The 22,025-nt window shown below is 66.6% G+C and carries 20 protein-coding genes; 5 read left to right on the forward strand and 15 right to left on the reverse strand.

Going from position 1 to position 22,025, the window contains the following annotated elements:
• The 7 genes from ACFRJ8_RS22235 to ACFRJ8_RS22265 all read right to left on the reverse strand — a co-directional run.
• Positions 1-185, reverse strand: a 185-nt coding sequence (locus tag ACFRJ8_RS22235) for a hypothetical protein (RefSeq protein WP_377988534.1), incomplete at its 3' end; no start/stop codon positions are given.
• A 169-nt stretch (positions 186-354) separates the two neighbouring features.
• The gene (locus ACFRJ8_RS22240; protein WP_377988535.1) at positions 355-1,215 is read right to left on the reverse strand and encodes a phosphogluconate dehydrogenase C-terminal domain-containing protein; all 861 of its coding nucleotides are present in this window, start codon (positions 1,213-1,215) and stop codon (positions 355-357) included.
• A 1-nt stretch (position 1,216) separates the two neighbouring features.
• On the reverse strand, positions 1,217-2,062 hold the full coding sequence (locus ACFRJ8_RS22245; protein WP_377988536.1) for a sugar phosphate isomerase/epimerase family protein: 846 nt from the start codon (positions 2,060-2,062) through the stop codon (positions 1,217-1,219).
• Positions 2,059-2,877: a triose-phosphate isomerase family protein gene (locus ACFRJ8_RS22250; protein WP_377988537.1), complete on the reverse strand. Its 819-nt coding sequence runs from the start codon at positions 2,875-2,877 to the stop codon at positions 2,059-2,061. Before ACFRJ8_RS22250 ends, ACFRJ8_RS22245 begins: the two co-directional genes overlap by 4 nt.
• A complete protein-coding gene (locus ACFRJ8_RS22255; protein ID WP_377988538.1) occupies positions 2,861-3,331 on the reverse strand; it encodes a ribose-5-phosphate isomerase in 471 nt (156 codons plus the stop codon). The genes ACFRJ8_RS22250 and ACFRJ8_RS22255 overlap by 17 nt, the downstream gene beginning before the upstream one ends.
• A complete protein-coding gene (locus tag ACFRJ8_RS22260; RefSeq protein WP_377988539.1) occupies positions 3,328-5,100 on the reverse strand; it encodes a dihydroxyacetone kinase family protein in 1,773 nt (590 codons plus the stop codon). The genes ACFRJ8_RS22255 and ACFRJ8_RS22260 overlap by 4 nt, the downstream gene beginning before the upstream one ends.
• 156 nt (positions 5,101-5,256) lie before the next feature.
• On the reverse strand, positions 5,257-6,621 hold the full coding sequence (locus ACFRJ8_RS22265; RefSeq protein WP_377988540.1) for an MFS transporter: 1,365 nt from the start codon (positions 6,619-6,621) through the stop codon (positions 5,257-5,259).
• 214 nt (positions 6,622-6,835) lie between these two features.
• Between ACFRJ8_RS22265 and ACFRJ8_RS22270 the strand changes: the two genes are divergently transcribed.
• The gene (locus ACFRJ8_RS22270; RefSeq protein ID WP_377988541.1) at positions 6,836-7,591 is read left to right on the forward strand and encodes a FadR/GntR family transcriptional regulator; all 756 of its coding nucleotides are present in this window, start codon (positions 6,836-6,838) and stop codon (positions 7,589-7,591) included.
• A 138-nt stretch (positions 7,592-7,729) separates the two neighbouring features.
• On the opposite strand, the gene ACFRJ8_RS22275 is transcribed toward ACFRJ8_RS22270, so the two are convergent.
• From ACFRJ8_RS22275 to ACFRJ8_RS22300, 6 genes are all read right to left on the reverse strand, one after another.
• A complete protein-coding gene (locus ACFRJ8_RS22275; protein WP_377988542.1) occupies positions 7,730-8,860 on the reverse strand; it encodes a Gfo/Idh/MocA family protein in 1,131 nt (376 codons plus the stop codon).
• Positions 8,845-9,546, reverse strand: coding sequence for a ThuA domain-containing protein (locus tag ACFRJ8_RS22280; RefSeq protein ID WP_377988543.1), 702 nt, complete (start codon positions 9,544-9,546; stop codon positions 8,845-8,847). Before ACFRJ8_RS22280 ends, ACFRJ8_RS22275 begins: the two co-directional genes overlap by 16 nt.
• A gap of 88 nt (positions 9,547-9,634) precedes the next feature.
• On the reverse strand, positions 9,635-10,840 hold the full coding sequence (locus tag ACFRJ8_RS22285; protein WP_377988544.1) for a Gfo/Idh/MocA family protein: 1,206 nt from the start codon (positions 10,838-10,840) through the stop codon (positions 9,635-9,637).
• A gap of 53 nt (positions 10,841-10,893) precedes the next feature.
• Complete coding sequence (locus ACFRJ8_RS22290; RefSeq protein ID WP_377988545.1) at positions 10,894-11,796, reverse strand: carbohydrate ABC transporter permease; 903 nt, start codon at positions 11,794-11,796, stop codon at positions 10,894-10,896.
• Positions 11,796-12,698, reverse strand: coding sequence for a carbohydrate ABC transporter permease (locus ACFRJ8_RS22295; RefSeq protein WP_377988546.1), 903 nt, complete (start codon positions 12,696-12,698; stop codon positions 11,796-11,798). Before ACFRJ8_RS22295 ends, ACFRJ8_RS22290 begins: the two co-directional genes overlap by 1 nt.
• A 4-nt stretch (positions 12,699-12,702) precedes the next feature.
• Positions 12,703-14,022, reverse strand: coding sequence for an extracellular solute-binding protein (locus ACFRJ8_RS22300; protein ID WP_377988547.1), 1,320 nt, complete (start codon positions 14,020-14,022; stop codon positions 12,703-12,705).
• A 282-nt stretch (positions 14,023-14,304) separates the two neighbouring features.
• Here ACFRJ8_RS22300 and ACFRJ8_RS22305 point away from each other — a divergent pair, with 282 nt between their 5' ends.
• Entirely contained in the window at positions 14,305-15,375 is a 1,071-nt protein-coding gene (locus ACFRJ8_RS22305) for a LacI family DNA-binding transcriptional regulator (RefSeq protein WP_377988563.1), read from the forward strand.
• 102 nt (positions 15,376-15,477) lie between these two features.
• Here ACFRJ8_RS22305 and ACFRJ8_RS22310 read toward each other — a convergent pair whose 3' ends face one another.
• Complete coding sequence (locus ACFRJ8_RS22310; protein WP_377988548.1) at positions 15,478-16,974, reverse strand: xylulokinase; 1,497 nt, start codon at positions 16,972-16,974, stop codon at positions 15,478-15,480.
• A 19-nt stretch (positions 16,975-16,993) separates the two neighbouring features.
• Positions 16,994-18,184, reverse strand: coding sequence for a xylose isomerase (gene xylA / locus ACFRJ8_RS22315; protein ID WP_377988549.1), 1,191 nt, complete (start codon positions 18,182-18,184; stop codon positions 16,994-16,996).
• A gap of 286 nt (positions 18,185-18,470) precedes the next feature.
• On the opposite strand from xylA, the gene ACFRJ8_RS22320 reads away from it, so the two are divergent.
• The 3 genes from ACFRJ8_RS22320 to ACFRJ8_RS22330 are packed head-to-tail and all read left to right on the forward strand — an operon-like array spanning position 18,471 to position 21,935.
• The gene (locus ACFRJ8_RS22320; protein ID WP_377988564.1) at positions 18,471-19,730 is read left to right on the forward strand and encodes an FAD-binding protein; all 1,260 of its coding nucleotides are present in this window, start codon (positions 18,471-18,473) and stop codon (positions 19,728-19,730) included.
• A 10-nt stretch (positions 19,731-19,740) separates the two neighbouring features.
• Entirely contained in the window at positions 19,741-20,973 is a 1,233-nt protein-coding gene (locus ACFRJ8_RS22325) for an ROK family protein (RefSeq protein ID WP_377988550.1), read from the forward strand.
• A gap of 17 nt (positions 20,974-20,990) precedes the next feature.
• Complete coding sequence (locus ACFRJ8_RS22330) at positions 20,991-21,935, forward strand: aldose 1-epimerase family protein (protein ID WP_377988551.1); 945 nt, start codon at positions 20,991-20,993, stop codon at positions 21,933-21,935.
• The last annotated feature ends 90 nt before the right edge of the window (positions 21,936-22,025 follow it).

Genomic DNA, 22,025 nt, shown 5'->3' on the forward strand with positions numbered 1-22,025 from the left:
AACAGGTACGCGGCCGGAGCCAGACTCATCGCCGTCCCGGGGTGGCCGTTCCCGACCTTCTCCACCGCATCCGCGGCCAGCACCCGGACCGTGTCCACCGCACGCTGATCCAACTCGGTCCATGACAGTTCGTGGGCGGAGGCGACGCCGGGCTCGGCGTCCTGAGCGGCTGTAAATGTGGTCATCAGGTAGTTCCGTTCAATCTGCGGTGGTCGGTCTGCGGCTGGGTTGCGAGTGCGCTGCTGTGGGCCAGTCTGCAGTGGGTCATGCCGCGGCGGGGCGGCTGTGGGTCATGCGGCAGCGGGGCGGCATTCACGTGGAATGCCGCCCCGCCGGAGTGGTGCGTCGAATGACTCAGCGCTTGACGGCGTCGAGCTTGAGCATCTTGGCGATCACGTAGTCGAGCTCGGAGTCGTCGAAGATCTTCTTCCAGTCGTCCTTGATGATGGTGTCCTTGCCGTACTGGATGGCGATTTCGCAGGCCTCGGAGAACGGGTTGGAACCACGCAGGGCGTTGGTGAGGGCGATCTGGACGTGCCCGAACAGCATGGCCTTGGCGGCCTCCTCCGGGACGCCTGCGGTGTGCACGGTCTCGTGCAGGGCTTCCTTGAGCAGGGTGCCGATCATGCAGGCCACGGTCTCCACGAGGGTGGGTTCGAGGATGGCGAGCTGCTTCACGGTGACCCAGTGGACGTCGATCACGGGAGCGTAGATGACCTTGATGGTCGCCTCGGCGGCGGCGCGGGCGGCCTCGGAGGCGTTCTCGTCGATTGCGGCGACGACGTTCTGCGGGGCGCCCTGTCCGCCGAAGGTGTCGGCCCATTCCTCCTTGGTGGTGCGTTCCAGGAACACAGACGGGTGGCACGGGTGCGCCACGGCCTGGACGACGTCGTCGCGCTTGGCCAGGAGGCCGGCGTAGGCGGCGGCCGGGTCCAGGGTGAGCAGGATGGCGCCCGACTTCAGCTGGGGGACCACGCCCTGGGAAACGACGCCCAGTACGGTGTCCGGGACGGCGAGGATCACGACGTCGGCGTCCTTGATCGCGTCCTCCGTGCTGCTGATTTCCCGTCCTTCGGCGCGAACACGCTCCTGTCCGGCAGGCGAGTTCTCGCTGTAGAAAACGGTGTGGGCGCTCTTCTGGAGGTTGGCTGAAACACGCAGCCCCATTTTGCCTCCGGCCCCGATGACGGCGACGGTCAATTTTTCTGCTGACATTTCACTTGCTCCTTAGGAAATCGAGGCTCTGCTGGGTCCACTGGTTTTCGCGGCGGATGGTCTCTTCTTCGGAGTCCTGCCACGGCAGCCAGTGCTCGACAATTTGGTTGATGTTTCTTTCTTTGGGCTGAAGCTTTCCGGCCATGTAGTCATAGTCCAGAAGCCCCTCGCCGAGAGGAGCGCCGGAGTATGTGAACCCGACCCACCCCTCCTTGCGGCTGAACGCAAAGTCTTTGATGTGCATGTTGAGGACATAGGGCGCGACGGCGTCAATCACCTCACGCGGGGACTCCAGCGCCGCCACGGTGTTGGCGGGATCGCTGCAGATACCCAGGTAGGGGCTGCCGACGCTGCGGATGACCTCCAGGATCCGGGCCGTCGGAACTTGCTCGTAGGTTTCCACCGCGATCCTCACCCCGGCGGCCTCGAACTCCGGCAGCACGTCCTTGAAGATCGCCACGGCTTCTTCCGGTGTCGGGGTGTGGCCCGGGACGTTGAACATGGTCCGCAAGAGCGGCGCGCCCAGGATCCCGGCGATCCGCAGGAACTTCCGGAGGTGTTCCGGCCGGATGCCTTTGGTGCCCAGTTCCAGCGCGATCCCCAGCGAGTCAGCCGTGGCCCGGATGTCTTTCAGTTCCGCTTCGCTCATGGCTTCGAGCGGTGCGTAGTCGCAGATCTGGAACAGGTCCACGCCCAGGTCCGCGGTGCGCTCCAGTGCCTCGTGGAGGCTGATGGGCTCCGAAACCTTCTCCGAGAGCTGCCAGAAGAAGGCGTAGCTGCTCAAGCCAATTCTTGAACCAGATCCGATCCTTGAACGGTTCCCAGAGCCCTGGCCGATGGTGCTCATGCTGCCGCCCTTCCGGACAGCAGGCCCAGCCGTTCGGCGGTCTCGTCCAAAATGGACTTCAGGGCCTTCGGGTCGTGGGCGAAACGGCCCAGGAACAGCCCGGCGACGGCATCGTCGAGCCGGCCGATCAGACCCGGGCCGGCGCTTCCGCCATAGATGACCCGGCTGTCGGCCTGGCCCGGCAGGGAACGCAGGTGCGCGTCCAGGCCGGCACTGACGGCGCTGATGTACTCCGGCGTGGCCGGTTCCGGGGCGCCGATGGCCCACTGCGGTTCGTAGGCCACAATGGTTCGCGCTGCCGGCCCCAGGGACCGTGCCCGGTTGAGCGCGGCGTCGATGTCCGCCGAGCAGGTCCGGATGGCTTCCTCCACGGAACCGGGCTGCAGCTCACCCACGCAGAGCACCGGGGTGAGCCCGTTGCGGTAGGCGGCGGCGGTCTTGAGGCCGATTATCCTGTCATCTTCGCCAAAGATCCGGCGCCGTTCCGCGTGGCCCACCTCTGCGTAGCGGCCGCCGAGTTCAGCAACGGTCTTGCCGCCAACCTCCCCGGTGTACGCGCCTTCGTCTTCCCAGAAGATGTCCTGGGCTCCGGCGGCTGCCCCGGCGGTCCCGAGGATGCGGGCAGCTTCGGGCAGGACAGGCAGGGTGGGCAGCACGAACAGCTCGATGTCGCCGCTCTGGACCGCCGGATGCGCGAAAGCGATGGTGGCCACCTCGCGGCAGTATTCGAGCGTGCGTTCGTAGCCGAAGTACATCTTCAGGCTGACGCCGATGATTGCCTGCGGTTTTGTTGCTGTCTTAGCAGGAAGTGACACCCTCGTAGTCCTTAATTAGTGTGACTTTTTCGGCCGAGGCGGAGGATTCGTCGAAGGTGTAGGTCAGCCATTCGCGGGCGAGCCGGCGGGCGAGCTCCAGGCCGACGACGCGCTGGCCGAAGGTGAGAACCTGGGCGTTGTTGCTCAGGATCGAACGCTCCACGGAGTAGCTGTCGTGGGCCGTAACGGCTCGGATCCCGGGGACCTTATTCGCGGCGATCGCGACGCCGAGTCCGGTGCCGCAGACCAGCAGGGCACGGTCCGCCTCGCCGGCGGCGATCAGTTCGGCAGCCGCGATGGCCACGGAGGGGTAGGGAGTGTGGCTGGTGGCATCCACTCCGACGTCGGTGACGGATTCGACGAGGTCACTGGCCTCGAGATCGGCTTTCAGGGCCTCCTTGTAGTCGAATCCAGCGTCGTCGGCTCCGATGACCAGGCGCAGTTTGGCGCTCATGCGTTTTCCTTAACTGTTGTTTCCTCGACTGTTTTTTCGAGGAGAGTGTGGTGAATGGCCCGTACGATCAGCGCCATGGAGACGGCGCCGGCATCGGGGGTGCCTAGGCTCTTCTCGGCATGCGGGCGGGCGCGCCCCATGAGCGGCAGCAGCTGGGCGGTGTCTTCGGCCGCCTGTTCGGCAAGCCCTGCCGCCGCACCCCAGGCCTGCGTGAGGGACTCTCCGGTGCTGACACCGGTGCTGAGGGCGTCACGGAACGGGACCAGGACGTCCACCAGGGTCTTGTCCCCGGGCTTGGCCTTGCCGAAGTCCATGATCGCGGCGGCCGCGGCGGCCACGCCGTCGGCGACAGCGCCGGCGTCGGGAGCCTTGGAGTCGCCCAGGGCGTCTCCGACGGCGTGCAGGGCCATGCCCCACAGCGCGCCGGAGGTGCCGCCGGCTTTGTCGGCCCAGGCGTCACCTGCGAGGCGGAGGGTGGTGGCGGCTCCCGCACCGCGGGCGACGGCGTCGGCGGCGGCGGTGACAGCAGCCCCGATTCCGCGTTCCATGCCGATGCCGTGGTCGCCGTCGCCGGCGATCGCGTCAATCCTGCCGAGCTCCTCGGCGTTGGCGTCCACCACGTCCTTTGCGGCGCCGAGTGCGGCCAGTACCCGCAGGGCCCCGGCACGGGATTCGTCGGAAGCTGCCGGGATCGGCGCTTCGACCTCGGCGAGGTCGGCGAATTCGGTGGTCTCGAGGGCCTCGGCGGTCACGGCGCCGCGGCGGAAGGCCGGGGCGTCGGCGGGCGCGTGCCAGAGGGATTCGAGTTCGTCGTCGAGCCAGAACAGGGTCAGGGAGGTGCCTGCCATGTCGAAGCTGGTGACCAGTTCGCCCACCTGCGGGTCCACGGCGTCCAGGCCGGCCTCGGCGAGGAGCTGGGCGACGCGGCGGTAGACCACGAAGAGTTCCTCGTACTTGACGCTGCCCAGGCCGTTGAGGATGGGGACGACGCGCCGTGCTTCACCGGAAGCGACGCCGTCCTCGACGCCGTCGGGAATCTCTGCCAGGAGGCTGCTGACCAGCAGCTCGGCGAGTTCGTCCGCCGTCGGGATGTCCGTTTCCCCGATGCCGGGTTCGCCGTGGATGCCCATCCCGACGGCCATGCGGCCCTCGGGGACGGAGAAGAGCGGGTGGTCGGCGCCGGGCAGGGTGCACCCGCTGAAGGCAACACCGAAGGAGCGGGTGCGGTGGTTGGCGCGTTCGGCGATTTCCAGCGTGGCGTCCATGGTGTAGCCGGCTTCCGCGGCCGCGGCGGCCACCTTGAACACCGTCAGGTCGCCGGCGATGCCCCTGCGCTTGGCGCGTTCGGCCGGCGGTGCGGAGGAGACGTCGTCCGTAACAGCGATGCTCCGGCAGTCGATTCCCTCCTTGCGGAGCCGGCCCTGGGCCTGGTTGAAGTGCAGGACGTCACCGGCGTAGTTGCCGTACCCCAGCAGCACGCCGCCGCCGTTGTTGGCGGCCTTCGCCACGTTGTAGATCTGCTGGGCGGACGGGGAAGCGAACAGGTTGCCCATCGCGGCGCCGTGGGCCAGGCCCTGGCCCACGAGTCCGGCAAACGCGGGGTAGTGTCCGGAGCCGCCGCCGATCACCAGGGCAGGGGTGCCGGATGTGCTGCGGGTGTTGCGGACCACACCACCGGAGACGCGCTTGACCCAGCGGCTGTGGGAGGCAACGAAGCCCTCGATCATCTCGTCAGCGAAGGCTGAAGGTTCATTGAACAGGCGGGTCATGCGGTGTCTCCCGGAATATATAGAGGCTAGCTGGGGGGAATCGGTCTTGGGACGCCGGCTGGTGCCGGCGGACATGTCTGCGGCGGGCCTGCGTGCGCCTGCCGGCGCGGATTGGTGCGGGGACGTCCCCGGGTGAGGGGGACGCCCCCGGGTCTGTTACGGCTCGGCGTGGTGTCCGGCCCCCGTGGGATCAAGGGCTTCAGCGGGTACGCCTTCGCTGATCTTGCCGGAGCGGCTCAGCAGCACCATGAGGACGGCGGAAAGGAGCATGAGGCCGCCGACGACGAACATCGGGACGGTGTAGCCGCCGGTCCAGTCCTTGAGCCAGCCGGTAACGAAGCCTGCGCTGAAGCCGGCCAGGTTGCCCACGGTGTTGATCAGGGCGATGCCGGCTGCGGCCGCCGCTCCGGTGAGGAACTGGGTGGGAACGGTCCAGAAGTTGGGCAGTGCGGCGAAGATGGCCATGGCCGTGACGGTGATGACGGCGATGGTCGCGGCCGGCGAGCCGGCAAACAGGGCCAGCGGGACGCTCAGGCCGCCGATGAGGGCCGGCAAGGCGATGTGCCACGTCTTGACGCCGCGCTTCGTGGCGTCCTTGGACCAGAAGTACAGGGCAAAGGCCGCGAACACGTACGGGATGGCCGTGATGAGGCCCTTTTGGAGCACATCGAACTTGCTGCCGTAGAGGCTTTCGAAGCCGGCGATGATGGTGGGCAGGAAGAACGCCAACGCATAGAGTCCGTAAATGAAGCCGAAGTAGATGGCGGACAGCATCCAGACCCTGCCGTTGGAGAAGACGGTGCGGGCGCTGACGTGCTTGTGGCTCGCCGCTGTTTCCTTCTTTTCCGTCTCCAGGGCGTTGGTCAGCCACGTCTTTTCCTCCGGGTTGAGCCACTTGGCCTTGGCCGGGGAATCGGCGAGGTAGAACCAGGCGATGATGCCGACGATGATGGCCGGAACCGATACGCCGAGGTACATCACGCGCCAGCCGTCGAGGCCGAAGAGGCCCTCCTGCGCAATGAGCCAACCGGCAAGTGGTGCACCGATGACCGTGGTCAGCGGCTGGGCCAAGTAGAACAGGGCCAGGATCTTGCTGCGGTGGCGGGACGGGACCCACAGGCTCAGGAAGAGAATGGCGCCGGGGAAGAAGCCGGCTTCGGCCACACCCAGGGCGAAGCGCAGAATATAGAGCCCCTCCACGCTGCTGACCCAGACGAACAGCAGGGAGACGATGCCCCAGCTGACCATGATGCGGGAGAGCCAGCGGCGGGCGCCGAACCTGTGCAGGGCCAGATTGCTGGGAACTTCAAGCAGGATGTAGCCAATGAAGAAGACCCCGGACGCGAAGCCGAACTGGGCCGCCGAGAGGCCCAGATCGGAGTTCATGCCGTTGGGGCCGGCAAAGGCGATAGCCGTCCGGTCCAGGTAGTTGATAAAGAACATGAGGGCGACAAACGGCACGAGCCGGTATGCCACCTTCTTGATTGCAGATCTTTCGACCACCGATTGTGTGGTGTCCACATTGACTCCTAGATGTTGGTCTCCCGGCGGCGGCCTGCGACGGATGCCTTGGGATGGGTCTCAGTGCCTAGTTCGGGAAGGCTGGCGGGGCCGGTACTAAGCGTGTGATTAAAACCATAAAGCGCCGACCCCAAATTGGTCAACCGGTTGACATGTTTATTTCTGAGGCCAAAGTCTGCGCGGTTGCGCTTGTCCTGGTTGTTACGCTGGGAAGGTGTCCGTTAATTCCGCCGCTTCCACGGCCAAAATCAGTGCCGCGCTCGGTTCCATGGAGCAAGGATCGGTTGTCTCCGAAGTCGCCGAACGGCTGCTGGGCTACTTCACGAGCGGCGAGATCGCCGTCGGTACCCGCCTGCCGGCCGAGCGCCAGCTCGCCGCATCGCTGGGGGTGGGGCGGTCGGCGGTCCGCGAGGCCCTCGCCGCGCTGGAGATCCTCGGGATTGTGATCGTCCGCCCGGGTTCCGGGACCTACCTGCGCGACGGAATTTCCGAGCTCCTCCCCCGCACGCTGAGCTGGGGCCTCATGTTGGGCGCCCCGCGCACCCGCGAACTCGTGGAGCTACGCGGGGGACTCGAGGTTCAGGCCGGCCAGCTCGCGGCCCAGCGGATTACCGACGGCGCCTTGGACCGGATGCGCGGAAATCTGGCCACCATGGAGCACAGCCTCGACGACCTCGCGACGTTCGTGGAGGCCGACGCCGCCTTCCACCGCGAAATCGCCGCCGCCTCCGGCAACCAGGTCCTGCAGGAACTGCTGCAGAGCATCCGCTCGCTGCTGCGCATCTGGGTAGACCGCGCCTTGACCGATGAAGGGCACGCGGCCGCGGCCCTGGCCGAGCACCGGGAGATCTTCCACGCCCTGGCATCGCGGGACGAGGCCGCGGTTACGGCAGCCATGCGCTCCCACATGGACACGGCCTCGCGGCGCCTCCTGGCCGGGTTCGACGCCGATCAGGCCGCCACGGACTGACGCTCCTCCCCGACCCCACCCCGCCCCTCGCACGCGAATTCGCCGGAAACCTGCGGGCTCGCCGGAACGTTCCGGCGACTGGGCAGGTTTCCGGCGATTTCGGCCGGGAACGGCTAGGAGGGCACAGCCGAGGGGCCGCTACGAGGTGATCGCCAGGGGAGCTTCAGCGATGGCGGTCAGCGCGACCGGCTCGGGGCGCGACACGGTGCTGCCAATCCGGACAGGCGTTCCCGTGTGCGCCGACTCAAGCACGGACTCCATCACTTCCAGGGCGTGAAAAGCCAGGGCACCTCCCGCCCTCGGCTCCTGGCCGGCCGGGGTGCGGATGAGGTCCGCGACGCCGAAGCCGCGCCCCGCGTCCGTGTAGCCGGCGGAGACCGGAAGGGTCTCCCAGTCCCCCGCGCCGAGGACGAAGAGCTGCACGTCGCCGTCAAAGTGGTTCGGATCCGGAACCACAAGGGAACCGTGCTCGCCATGGATTTCGATGTTCGGGCTCCTGGTCTTCACGGCGTCGAAGCTCATCACCAGCGTGGACAAGGCCCCCGAGGCATGGACCAGGACGCCGGTGACGTGGGTATCGATCGCCACGGGCACCCTCTGGCCCTCGCGCGGGCCAGAGCCGATGGTCCGCTCGTCGCGCGTGTGGCTGGCGGCGCCGATCACCGAGACCACCGGTCCGAGCAACGTGACCAAGGCCGAGACGTAGTACGGGCCCATGTCCAGCAGCGGCCCGCCGCCTGGCTGGTAGTAGAAGTCCGGGTTCGGGTGCCAGCGCTCATGACCGGGCGTGACCATGGTGGCGGTCGCGGAGATCGGCCTGCCGATCAGACCGTCGTCGATTGCCTTCCGGGCAGTCTGGATCCCGGTGCCGAGCACGGTGTCAGGGGCGCAGCCGACCGCGACGCCCGCCTTCCGCGCAGCGTCCAGCACTTGCCGGGCCTCCGCCGTCGTAGCCGCGAGGGGCTTTTCACCGTACACGGATTTGCCGGCGGCAATCGCGAGCAGGGCCACCTCGGCGTGGGCCGCCGGGATGGTCAGGTTCAGAACGAGCTCGACGTCGTCGGCCGCCAGGAGCGCATCCACCGTGAGCGCCCGGACGCCGTCGTACGAGTCGGCGACTGCCTGCGCCCGGGCAGGGTCCAGGTCTGCGACGGCGACGAGGTTGGTGTCCCGGAGCCGGCGGAAGTTCGCCAGATACTGGGCGATGATGGCTCCGCAGCCGATGATTCCAACGTTTGTTGGCTGCTCTGTGTCTAACGGCTTGCCCACAGCAGGCCCCTTTCGATGATGGTGCGGACGTTCTTGTCCTGGAGAATTTCAACTCGGTGTCCCGGGGTGCAAACGAAGATCTTGCCTTTTCCCCATCGCCGGGTCCAGATAGCGGGCGAGGTGACTTCCCGGTGCCAGGGGTCCCATTCCCGGACTTTCTGGGTGGTGGTGGCCAAGACGTCGATGTAGTCGTCGGCCAGGACCCAGTATTGTTCGGTGACCAGGTCGAAGTCGCCGAGGCCGGCGGTGATTGGATGCTCCGCGGCCGCAGGGAGCATGTTGACCGTGTAGGGGACGTAGTTGTCGGGTTGCCCGCCCGTCCGCTCATCGGGGTGTTTGCCCGGGTGGCAGGCAAACTGGCCGCCGATCAGGTGCAGGTAGTCCGAGGTGTTGCGGTAGGAGTCCGCGATGCCGCCGTGCCAGCCGGCGAGGCCGGTGCCGTTCTCGACGGCGGCCTGGAGCCCCTCGAACTCGTCCTTTTCGATGGTGGACATGGTCATGCACTGCATAATCAGGTCCACGCCGGCCAGGTATTCGGCGTCGGCATAGATCTTGGGCGATTCCTCCACCCGTACCTGGTAGCCGTTGGCTTTCAGGTACGGGATGAATTCCTCGGTGGCCTCAACGGGCTGGTGCCCGTCCCAGCCGCCGCGCACCACGAGGGCGGTTTTGTGGTCGTTTGTCATGGAGGTTCCTCTGTCTTTGATGTGTATTGGCCGCGGCCGGCTCAGCAGGCAGCGAGGACAATGATTGGGCGTGTCATCGTGATTCCTCTTAGACGTGTTCCCAATGGCTGTTGGCGGCGGCGCTGGCCTCGATGGCGGCGAGGACTTTTTGGACCTGGAGGGCGTCGGCGAAGGACGGTGCCGGGGGGTGGTGCCTGGCGATCGAGTTAATGAGGTCGACCGCCTGGTGGGTGAAGAGGTGTTCGTAGCCGATCGGGTGCCCGGTGGGCCACCAGTTCCCGGTGTAGGGGTGTTCGGGTTCGGTGACCTGGATCTTGCGGAAGCCGGCATCGGGGCCGTCAGCGGCGTCGTAGAAGGACAGGGCGTTCATGTCTTCGAAGTCGAAGGCCAGCGAGCCCGTGGTGCCGTTGAGTTCCAGGCGCATGGCGTTCTTCCGTCCCAGGGCGAAGCGGGTGGCTTCGAACACGCCGATGGGTCCGGCGCCGTTTCCGTTGGCGGGTCCGTCGCCGGCGAAGCGGGCGCTGAAGATGGCGGCGTCGTCCACGCTGACCGGCCCGCGCACGGTGTCGGCGCCGGTGGCGCCGTGCCCGCCTAAGCCCACGAGGTCCCCGGCGACGGGGCGGTCTTTGACGAAGGTCTCCAGCAGGGCCGAAACGCCAGTGATGTTCCGTCCGGTGATCCACTGGGCGGCGTCGATGCTGTGGGCCCCGATGTCACCGAGCGAGCCGGAACCGGACTTGGACTTGTCCAGCCGCCAGGTCAGGGGCGCGTCCGCGTCGGAAAGCCAGTCCTGCAGGTACTGGGCCCGCACGTGCCGGATCTGCCCGAGCCGGCCCTCCGCGACCATCCGCCGGGCCAGGGCCAGGGCCGGGGTGCGGCGGTAGCTGAAGCCGCACATCGAGTACACGCCCCGGGCCGCCGCGGCCTCCGCGGCCGCGGTCATCCGTTCGGCCTCGGCCACCGAGTTGGCTAGCGGCTTCTCGCACAAGACATGCTTGCCGGCCTCGAGCGCGGCGATCGCGATCTCGGCGTGGGTGTTGCCCGGGGTACAGATGTCGATCAGGTCGATGTCGTCCCGCTCGATCAGCGCCCGCCAGTCCGTCTCATAGGACGCCCAGCCCATCTTCGCCGCCGCGGCCCGCACGCCGCCCTCGTTCCGGCCCGCGACCGCGGTCAGTTCCGGCCGGAGCGGCAGGTCAAAGAACCGCGGCGCGGTCCGCCAGGCGTGGGAATGGGCGGCCCCCATGAACGCGTGGCCCACCATGCCCACGCGCAGGCTCCTAGGGTCAGTCATCGGTAATCCTTTCGAGAGGAGTGGAAGTCGGTGCGGCGCCCTGGGGCGGCGGACTATTTGCTGAAGCCTGCAGTGAGGCCGCTGAGCAGCTGGCGCCGGGCGATCACGTAGACCACCAGCAGCGGCAGCGTGGCGAGCACGACAGCGGCCAGGACGGCCGGGATGTTGACACTGAATTCGCCCTGGAACGTCCACAGTGACAGCGGCAGCACCCGGGTCTCCGGACTCTGCGTCAGGATCAGCGGGAACAGGAAGCCGTTCCACACTCCGAGCGCGTTGTAGATGCCGACTGTGATGACGGCGGGTTTGGTCATGGGCAGCGCCAGGCGCCACATCATGGCCCAGTCGGAGCAGCCATCCAGCCGCATGGACTCGAAGAGTTCGTTGGGCACGTCCCGCATGAAGTTGGACAGGATCAGCACGGAGATCGGGATGGCGAAGGCGACGGAGGGCAGGATCAGGGCCAGCAGGGTGTCGTACAGATGGGCGCGCGTGATCATCCAGTAGATAGGGATGATCGTGGCGTGCAGCGGGATGGCCAGGCCCAGCAGGAACAGGCTGTTCGTCCAGTTCAGGAACCGGCTCTGGCCGCGGACGATCGCATAGGCTGCCATGAAGGACACCAGCAGTGCCGGGATAGTACTGCCCACCGTGACGATGAGGCTGTTGGCGAAATACCGGGCGAAGTCGTTCTCGACCACCAGTTTGTAATTGTCCAGAGTGGGCTCAGTTGGTGGCATCATCGGGTTGGACGTGAAGAACCCTGCCTGGTTCTTCAGGCTGGTCACTACTACGTAGTAGACGGGGACGATGATGATGGCCAGCCAGAGCCAGCCGCCGAGGCCGCCCAGGAAATTGGGGCGGGTCCGTCCCGGTCCCCTGGTCCGCGGAGGGGAACTGACGCCGGGGCGGGCGGGGGCGGAGGGCGGGACGGGGAGTTGGGTCAGGGAAGCCATCAGGCACCTTCCAATTGGCTTGCGTTGCGGTTCTTTCCGCCGAGTCTCTGCAGCAACAGGGCGAGTGCCAGGCCGATCACGATGAGGATGACGCCAAGGGCACTCGCGGCGCCCATGTCATTGGCCTTGAACCCGGTGAGGTACATGTGCAGCGGGAGCAGCCGCGTGGCGTAGCCGGGACCGCCGCCCGTGAGGACGAAGACGAGGTCAAAGTACGCCAGCGATCCGACCACCATGAGCGTGGAGGAGGTGATGATGGTGTACTTCAGCTGGGGCAGGGTGATGTTGAAGAACTGCTGGACCCGTCCGGCACCGTCGATCTGCGCGGCCTCGTAGAGCGACGTGGGGATCTGGCGCACGCCGCCTTGGTAGATCAGGGTGTGGAACGGCACAAACTGCCAGGCGATCACGAAGACGACGACGAACAGCACCAGGTCCGAATTGCCCAGCCAGTCCTGGGACAAAGCCGGTATGCCGAGCCCGGCGCCCAGGCCGAAGTTGGGATCCAAGAGGGCTTTGTAGGCGATGGCGACGGCGGCCGAGGACAGCAGCAACGGCACGAAGTAGAGGACTGCCAAGGCCGCGCGGTACTTCTGGCCCCCGGCGGTGAAGACCCCAAGGAGCAGGCTGATCGGAGCCTGGACGATGAACGAAAAGAACATGATCTTCGCCGTCACCAGCAGGGCATTTCCGGTGACCGGGTCGGTCAGGACGGTGGTCCAGCTGGACAACCCGTCCAGCTTGATCTCGCCCAGGCCGTCCCAGGAGGTGAAGCTCAGGAACAAGACGCCGATCAGCGGAATGATGGCGAATAGCAGAAAGAAGGCAAGGGCTGGCGCGGCCAGCCACCCCGACGGGCCCGGCTGAAGGGCCCGTCGGGAGGAACCGGATGTGGTGGACACTGGACTACTTACCGATCGTGGCGTTCATCGTGGCGACGAACTGCTCCGGGGTGATTTTCTTCAGGAAGATCTGGTCCAGGTTTGCCAGCATGGCGTCACCCTGCGCCGGGCTGAGGGCTTGGTCCCAGGAGAGCGTGAAACTCGGGGCGTTCTTTGCCATGCCGTACACGTAGGACAGGAAGTCCTTGTCCGGGGAGGCTGCGAGTTTGCTCTCGATGCCCTTGACTACAGGCACGGCCCCGGAGTCGATGAGACCCTGGATGTTGCTGTCAGAGAACATGCCGTCCTTCACGTATTCGAGGGCGGCTTTCTTCTGGCCTTCGGTGGCCTTCGAGGAGACGGACCAGAAGTTGGAGGGGTTGCCCACCACGTTGGCCGGGTCTCCCTTGCCGCCGGAGACCGTGGGGAACGTGGTGAAACCGAGCTTGCCGCTCTTGACGAAGTCGGCGGCGTCTTTCTTCATGCTCTGGTAGATCCAGCCGCCCTGGAGGATCATCGCTGCCTTGCCGGTGTACAGCAGAGCCTGGTCTGCGTTGCTGTCCGCTGCAATGGACGAGAAACCGTTGGCGAAGCCACCGGCGTCCACGAGCTGCTGGATCTTGGCCAGCGCCTCGGTGACGGCGGGGTCGGACCACGCGTTTGGCTTGTTGGCCGCGATGTTGGCGAAGACGTCCGGGCCGCCGATGCGTTCCACGAGATACTCCAGCCACATCAGGCCCGGCCACCTGGACTGGCCGCCGAGCGAGAACGGGGCAATGCCGGCGTCCTTGAATTTTGGCACCAGTGCCATCAGCTCGTCCCAGGTCTTGGGAGCCTCGGCACCCACCTTGGCGAAAACGTCCTTGTTGAAGTACAGCACCACAGGCTGCACGTTGTTGTTGGGCAAGGCGTAGGTCTTGCCGTCGATAACGCCGTTCTTCAGTACCGCCGGAAGGTAGCGGTCCTTGACCCCAGGGTTGTCCTTCAGGAACCCGGAGAGATCATCCACCTGCCCGGCGTCCACGTAGGACTTCAGCACGCCGCCGCCCCAGCCGTAGATGAAGGTGGGGCCCTGGCCGGCGCCGACGGCGGTACGCACCTTGGTCTTGTAGGCGTCGTTCGCGAAGAAATCCAGCTTGATGGACGAATCCGGGTGGGCCGAGTTCCAATCTGTGACGGATTTCTGCAGGACGGGCTGGTTGCCGCCGGTCAGCCCCCACATTGAGGCCGAGTCTGCACTTGCGGCAGTACCTGCCGGGCCGCTGGAGCCGCATGCGGCCAGGCTGATCGAAATGGCGGCGGCCGAGACGGCCATTGCGGCACTGCGAAACGTACGATTTTTCATCTGGGGTTCCATTCGTCCTCCGGGTTCTGCGCTGATGGCCCGGTTGTGGGAGTGGCAGCCAACCCTCACGAGGAAGGCTGCGCTGCCGCTGCTGATGGGTGAAGCAAAGCTTCGAAAAGTTTCGTAAAAGTTTGTGACTTCTGAAACTAAAGTAGTGGTGACAACAGTCACAGTCAAGAGCGTAATTCGAAACCTTGGTTCAAGTGGGCCGAATAGGCTTGACGCATCAGATAATCAAGGCAAGACTTCTCGGTATCGAAATATTTCGAAAGTACAGGAGTCATCGTGTCAATAGTCCAGGGTTCCGGCAGGCCCACGCTTGCCGCCGTCGCCCGGGAGGCCGGCGTCTCCTCACCCACGGTCTCCAAGGTCATCAACGGACGGGAGGACGTTGCCGAGAGCACGCGCGCCAAGGTCCTGGCGGCACTTGAGCAGCTGGGCTACCAGTCCACGCACCAGCGCAAACATGCCGAGGGCCGGACCGCGATCGTGGAAGTGGTGTTCGACTCGCTGTACTCCGCGTACGCCGTCGAGGTGCTGAACGGAGTGCTTGAGCAAGCCGCCTCCATGGACATCCAAGTCCTGATCGATGTGACCGGGCACGCGGCGGCCATGACGCTCAGTCCGGAGCGGCGGGCCCAACGCATCGTGGATGAAGGCCGGCTCGGCTTGATTGTGGTGACGTCCGGCTTCAGTACGGCCCAATTGAGCGCCTTCCGCCGGCGGCACATCCCGGTGGTTGTGATCGATCCGCTCAACCCGCCGCCGTCGGAGGTTGTCAGCGTGGGGGCAACCAACTGGGCGGGCGGGAAGGAAGCTACGGAGCACCTGCTCGGACTCGGCCACCGGAGGATCGCCTACCTCGGCGGACCGGAATCGGCCGAATGCAACCAGGCGCGCCTCCATGGCTACATGGCCGCACTCATGGCCGGCGGGGTCCAGGTGCAGTCCGACTACGTCATGCTGGACAAATTCCGCCCCGAACACGGAATCCACGGGCTCAAGGCGCTCATGGCCCTCCCCGAGCCCCCGAGCGCCATTTTCGCGGGGAGTGACAGCATCGGCCTCGGCGTCCTGGCCGAAGCGCGGCGGCACGGGTTGCGGATCCCCGAGGACCTGAGCCTGGTGGGCTTCGACGGCACCTACCAGGCGGAGCAGTCCATCCCCGCCTTGACCACCGTGACGCAGCCGCTGCAGGAGATGGGCCGCGCCGCCCTGCGCGCAGTCCTCCGGCAGGCCAACGGCGAAGAGCTCGACTCGCGTCGAGTGGAACTCGCCACCCACCTTGTGGTCCGGGAATCGACGGCGCCTCCTGCCGCCGGGAATCCGGATCCGGAGATGCAGCGGAACTAGTCCTCGCCGCACTAGCTGCCAGCTCCCCAGCGGACAGGCTTGCCGGAGGCGGAGCGGATCCTGGCGGCCGAGGCAAGCAGCGGAGTTCCCGTAAGCAGGGGCTCAGTTGCCGGGATCAATGTGACTGCTTGCCCTCAGGTAATTCTGCCGGATGGCCGGCTGGAAGTCCGGCTCCGGTGCTGCGTTCACCGCAACCGACCATTGCGGGCGGTTCCCATCGTGTGCCCAGGCCGCCTGAACGGCCGCGCCACGGGCCACGTATTCCCCGGGACTGGGGATCACGACCGGCAGATCGAAGACCTGGGCCGCGATGGCCTGCACCGCTGGGTTCTGCACGGCACCGCCGATCAGGAGGAGACGTGTTGCCGCGCCGCCTTGGGCCCGCAGGGAATCCAGCCCGCCGGACAGTCCGCACAGCATGCCTTCGATGGCTGCCCGGGCAAGGTTGCTCCGCGTGCTGGAAGCAATGCTGAGCCCGTGGAAGCTGGCCTTGGCGTGGGGCAGGTTGGGCGTGCGCTCGCCTTCGAAGTACGGCACCAGCACCACGCCCCCGGCGCCGGGTTCGGCGTCCAGGGCAAGCCGTGAAAGTTCATCGAAGTCCACGCCCAGGATGCCGGCCACGGAGCTGAGCACCCGTGCCGCATTCAGCGTGACGGCAATGGGCAGGTACTCGCCGCTGGCGTCCGCGAAACCGGCCACCGTTCCGCTGGGATCGGCGACGGCCCGGGACGCCACCGAGAACACGGTCCCGCTGGTGCCCACGGACACCACCACGTCTCCGGGCTGCGCCCCCAGTCCCAGGGCGGCGGCGGCGTTGTCCCCGGCACCGGCGCCCAGCAGGATCCGGGGCCCCGACGCTGCCGTGCCGGGTCCGAAGCAGCCGGGGTGGATCGCTCCGGCGGAGTCGCCGGGGCCAAGAACCCGGGGCAGGACCACGGTTCCTGGGTCACACGGCCCGGCGTTGCCGGCGGCTTCCCTGGCGTCCCGGCCGAAGGCCAGTTTGAACAGGTCAAGGTCGTACTCCCCGGACGAGGGGCTCCAATAGCCCGTTCCGCTGGCATCCGAGCGGTCTGTCGTGAGCTGGTCCAGGTCCGGGCCCAGCGGGCTGGAGTCCGCCGGGCCGTAACCGCGGAGCCGCCAGGTCAGCCAGTCATGGGGCAGCACGACGGCCGCCACCCGGTCCGCCAGTTCCGGCTCGTTGTCCCGTACCCAGCGGACCTTAGTGATAGTGAAGGAGGCCACCGGGACCAGCCCGGTCCTTCGGGCAAAGTCCTCCGCCCCCACTTCGTCGGTAAGCGCGCCCGCAGCCCCTGCCGATCGCGTGTCATTCCACAGCAGCGCCGGCCGCACCACCTCACCGGCGTGATCCAGCAGCACCATGCCGTGCTGCTGGCCCCCCACCGAGAGCGCGCTGACGTCGGCCAGCCCGCCGGCGTCGTCGAAGGCTGCGGACAAAGCCCGCCACCAATGGTCGGGGTGCACTTCCGTGCCGTCCGGGTGGGCGGCCCGGCCCTCGCGGACCAGCGTGCCGCTGCCGGCGTCCAAGACCACCACCTTGCAGCTTTGGGTGGAGGAGTCGACGCCGGCAACGAGTGTCATGGGAGCAGCCGTCACGGGATCAGCGGGCGCCGAGCAGGTGCTCGATAAAGAGCTGCTGCAGCTTCACGAAGCCGAAGCCCTTGCCGCCGAAGTACGCGTCGACGTCGAAGTCCTCGTAGGAGGCACGGTCGGCGCGCAGTTGCTCGTAGCCTTCGCCCGGGTTCAGCGTGGGTTCGTTGATTTCCGCAACGCGCGAGGCCTGGAGCGCCGCCTGGACCTCGGGGTCGGCGCGGAAGGCCTTGGCGCGTTCCTTGAGTAGCAGGTAGGTCTGCATGTTGGCGGCGGCGGAGTCCCACACGCCGTCGATGTCCTCGGTGCGGCTGGGCTTGTAGTCGAAGTGGCGCGGACCGGTGTACGCGGGGCCGCCGTCGGGGCCGCCGTTTTCGAGCAGGTCCACCAGGGAGAAGGCGTTCTGCAGATCGCCATGGCCGAACACCAGGTCCTGGTCGAACTTGATGCTGCGCTGGCCGTTGAGATCGATGTGGAAAAGTTTGCCCTGGTAGAGCGCCTGGGCGATCCCGTGCGTGAAGTTCAGGCCGGCCATCTGCTCGTGCCCGGTCTCGGGGTTGATGCCCACCAGTTCGGGGCGCTCGAGGGTTTCGATGAACGCCAGGGCGTGGCCCAGGGTGGGCAGCAGAATGTCGCCGCGGGGTTCGTTGGGCTTGGGCTCAATGGCGAACCGGATGTTGTAGCCCTTGTCCGTGACGTAGTCGCCCAGCAGGTTCACGGCTTCGCGGTAGCGTTCCAGGGCACCGCGGATGTCCTTCGCGGCGTCGTATTCGCTGCCTTCGCGGCCTCCCCACATGACAAAGGTTTCCGCACCCAGCTCGGCGGCGAGGTCGATGTTCTCCAGCACCTTGCGCAGGGCGAAGCGCCGGACGCCGCGGTCGTTGCTGGTGAAGCCGCCGTCCTTGAAGACGGGGTGGCTGAACAGGTTGGTGGTGACCATCGGCACGATCATTCCGGTGGCCTTCAGCGCGCCCGTCAGCCGGTCGATTTCGCGCTGGCGGTCAGCGGCGGAGCAGCCGAAGGGAAAGAGGTCGTTGTCGTGGAAGGTGATGCCGTAGGCGCCGAGGTCGCTGAGCCGGTTGACGGCTTCGACCGTGTCCAGCGGCGGGCGGGTGGCGGAGCCGAACTGGTCCTGGGCCTCCCAGCCGACCGTCCAGAGGCCGAAGGAAAACTTGTCATCACGGGTGGGCTGAATCGTCATTGAATGCTCCGAGGGGTAGATGTGCTGCCGGGGTCTAGAATGAATTGTTCTAGACACAAACATATTATGGATTTCTGTGGTGTCAACCACACGGCGAAGAAGACCCTGAGGAAATTCCACCGGTTCGTCGCCGTATTCCGTGGCAGGATGCCAATGCGGCTGTTATGTTGTGAATAACAGCAAATCGTGGGCGGATGAGCCCCAACGAGGCACGCATAGGCCAAAACACAGGCAAACCCATACGCGAAGAGGCTCCGGAGTGAAGGATTCAACCGTGATCGATCAGATGGTGACCGAACGCAACTGGGCGGGGAATTACGGCTACCAGGCACAGCAGATAGCCCATCCGGCCAGCGTGGCGGAACTTCAGGAATTGGTCGCCGGAGCCGGGAAGGTCCGCGCCCTGGGGTCCCGCCACTCCTTCAACGACATCGCCGACACCTCCGGCACTCTGGTGGTGCTGGACACGCTCGACGCCGGCATCAGCGTCGACACGCAGAACATGACGGTCACCGTTAACGGCGGTACGCGCTACGGGACGCTCGCGGCGGAACTCCAGCGTCACGGCTTCGCCCTGCACAACCTCGCTTCGCTGCCGCACATCTCGGTGGCGGGAGCCGTTGCCACCGCCACGCATGGCTCCGGCGACGGCAACGGCAATCTCGCCACGGCCGTGGCGGCGCTTGAACTGGTCAGTGCCGATGGCACGCTGGTCACGGCCCGCCGCGGCGACCCCGAATTCGCCGGCATGGTGGTGGGGCTGGGCGCGCTGGGCATCGTCAGCCGCCTGACCCTCGATATCGAGCCCACCTTCGGGGTTGCCCAGAGTGTCTTTGAGGGCCTCGACTGGGACCAGGTCCTGGATAGTTTCGATGCCCTGACGTCCTCGGCCTACAGCGTGAGCCTCTTCACCGACTGGAGCGGGGCGACCGTGGGCCAGGCGTGGCTCAAGAACCGCACGGACCGGGCCGTGCTGCCCGCCGGCCTGCCGGAATTCTTCTCCGGCAGGCCGGCCACCCAAGCCCGGCACCCGCTTCCCGGAGTGTCCGGAAGCAACTGCACCCAGCAGCTCGGCGTTCCCGGGCCGTGGTCCGACAGGCTTGCCCACTTCAGGATGGAGTTCACGCCCAGCAAGGGCGACGAGCTGCAGAGCGAATACCTGATCCCGCGGGAGCATGCCGTGGAGGCCATCCGCACGATGCGCAGGCTCTCCAGCGTGGTCACTCCCCTGCTCCTGGTCGGGGAAATCCGAACCATCGCGGCCGATGAGCTGTGGCTCAGCCCCAACTACGGCCGGGACGGAATAGGCCTGCATTTCACCTGGCGCCAGGACGAACCGGCAGTCAGGGAAATCCTGCCGCTCCTGGAAGCCGAGCTGGCCCCGTTCGGAGCCCGGCCGCACTGGGGCAAACTCTTCCACGCCGGCGCCGCCGGCCTCGCCCCGCTGTACCCGCGCTTCGCCGACTTCACCGCGCTGGCCGGCCGGCTGGATCCGGCCGGAAAGTTCCGCAACGCATTCCTGGACCGCACCGTGTTCGGCCGCTGATAGTCTCACGATGATGCCTCCACGTACCCATGCTTCCGCCACGGCGAGCGAGCCGGATCCGTCACGCCGGAACAATCTGTCGCTGCTGACCTCCCTCGTCCATCACCACGGAGTCCTCAGCCGCGCCCAGCTGACCCGGCACACGGGGCTGAACCGCTCCACGGTCGGGACCCTGATCGGGCAGCTCGTCGCCCTGGGCCTGGTCTATGAAACGGCGCCCGCCGGCGAGGGGCAGGTGGGCAGGCCCAGCCCGGAAGTCCATCCCAGCCCGTCGGTTGCGGCCTTGGCCGTCAACCCGGAGATCGATGCTGTCACCATCGGCCTGGTCAGCCTCGGCGGGAAGGTGCAGAAGAAGATCCGTTTCGAAACCGAACGGATACCGAGCGCCCGGGAGGCGGTGAATATCGCATCGGCTGTTATTGCCGGTATGCGCTCCGAGCTGGATGCCTCATACCGGATCACCGGCATTGGCATGGCCGTGCCCGGCCTGGTCAACCGCGACGACGGCGTCGTGCGGCATGCACCGCACTTGGGCTGGCGCAATGAGCCCGTAGCCCGGATGCTGCGCGAGGCCACCGGCTACCCGTGCCAAGCGGCCAACGACGCCTCCCTGGGCGCCGAGGCTGAGCTGATTTTCGGGGCGGGCGCCGGGCAGGGGAACCTGATCTACCTCAACGGCGGCGCCAGCGGCATTGGCGGCGGGATCATCGCCGAGGGACAACTGCTCCGGGGTGCCTCCGGGTACGCAGGGGAACTCGGCCACACCTTCGTCCGCACTGGAGGCAAGACCTGCCATTGCGGTGCCACGGGCTGCCTGGAAACCGAAGTCTCACAGTCCCGCCTGCTTGAACTGGCCGGCTTGACCCGCGGCGACACTGCGGATCTCGAAAAAGCCCTCGCGAACAGCAGCAGTGCTGAGGTGAACGACGAAGTCGCCCGCCAGCTTTTGTATCTGGGCATAGCCCTGCGCAATGCCGTGAACATCTTCAACCCCGAGGCAATCGTCCTGGACGGATTCCTGGGGACGCTGCACGCGCTCGCGCCGACGTCATTGAACGGCACGCTGCTGTCGCAGGCCATGGACGGCCCCGCGGGACAGGTCAAAATCTACCGTGCGGCGCTCGGTTCCGATCTGATGATGATCGGGGCTGCGGAGCTGGCCTTCGCACAGTTCCTGGCGGATCCCGCGGGCCTCGGCACAGCCACCGGCGCCGTGCCCGCACCCACCTCGCCGACAGGCTGACTGTGCAAAACAAGACCATGCAGAACAAGTCCATGTCACCGATGGGTGAGCAATACGAACTGCGGGCCACTCGAGGAGGCCGGCGCCAACGAGCCGTCGTGACGGAAGTCGCCGCCAGCCTGCGGGCTCTCGAAATCGACGGCGTCGCCCTCCTGCAGGATTACCCCGCCTGGTCCGGACCGCCGTCGTGCGCTGGCTGGGTCCTGGTGCCGTGGCCCAACAGGGTGGCTGGCGGAAAGTGGAGCTACAACGGCGTCCCGCAGCAACTGGAGATCACGGAGCCCGGCAACGGCAACGCTCTGCACGGACTGCTGTCCGGCGCCGCGTACAGTGTCGCAGGCCGGACGGCGGACAGCATCACCCTTGCTGCCGATGTCATGCCCGCACCGGGCTACCCTTTTGAACTCGCGACGGCGGTCCGCTACCAGCTCACAGAGGACGGGCTTCTTGTCAGCCACACCCTGACGAACACGGGCAGCCAGACCGCCCCGGTCGCCGTCGGGGCACACCCCTTCCTCAGGCTGGGCACTGTGCCCACGGAGGACCTGACGCTGTTCATCAACGCCGACACCCACATCGAGGTCGACGAACGGCTGAACCCGACCGGTGCCACCACCGCCGTCCCCGGGACCCGGCACGATTTCCGGGCCGGGCAACGCGTCGGCGCCGTCACCCTCGACGACGCCTGGAGCGACGTCCGCCGGGAACCGGATGGGGGCTCGCTCCACTATCTGGAGGCCCCCGACGGCAGGCAGGTGCAACTGTTCATGGATGCCTCCTTTGGCTATGTCCAGGCGTTCACGACCAGCATTTTCCCCACCGACGGCGGCCTCGTCGCAGCGGTGGCGGTGGAACCGATGACAGCTCCGGCCGATGCCTTGAACAGCGGCGAGGGACTGCGCTGGCTGGCCCCCGGCGAGTCGTGGCGTCTCAGCTGGGGTATCCGCTACCAGCTGCCCTGAGCCAGCCGGCGAGTTCGCCGGAAACCTGCGGGCTCGCCGGAACGTTCCGGCGAGTTCGCAGCTTTCCGGCGAATTCGGCTGGGCGCGGGG

The organism is Arthrobacter sp. NPDC056886 (assembly GCF_042788715.1).
Taxonomy (GTDB): domain Bacteria; phylum Actinomycetota; class Actinomycetes; order Actinomycetales; family Micrococcaceae; genus Arthrobacter.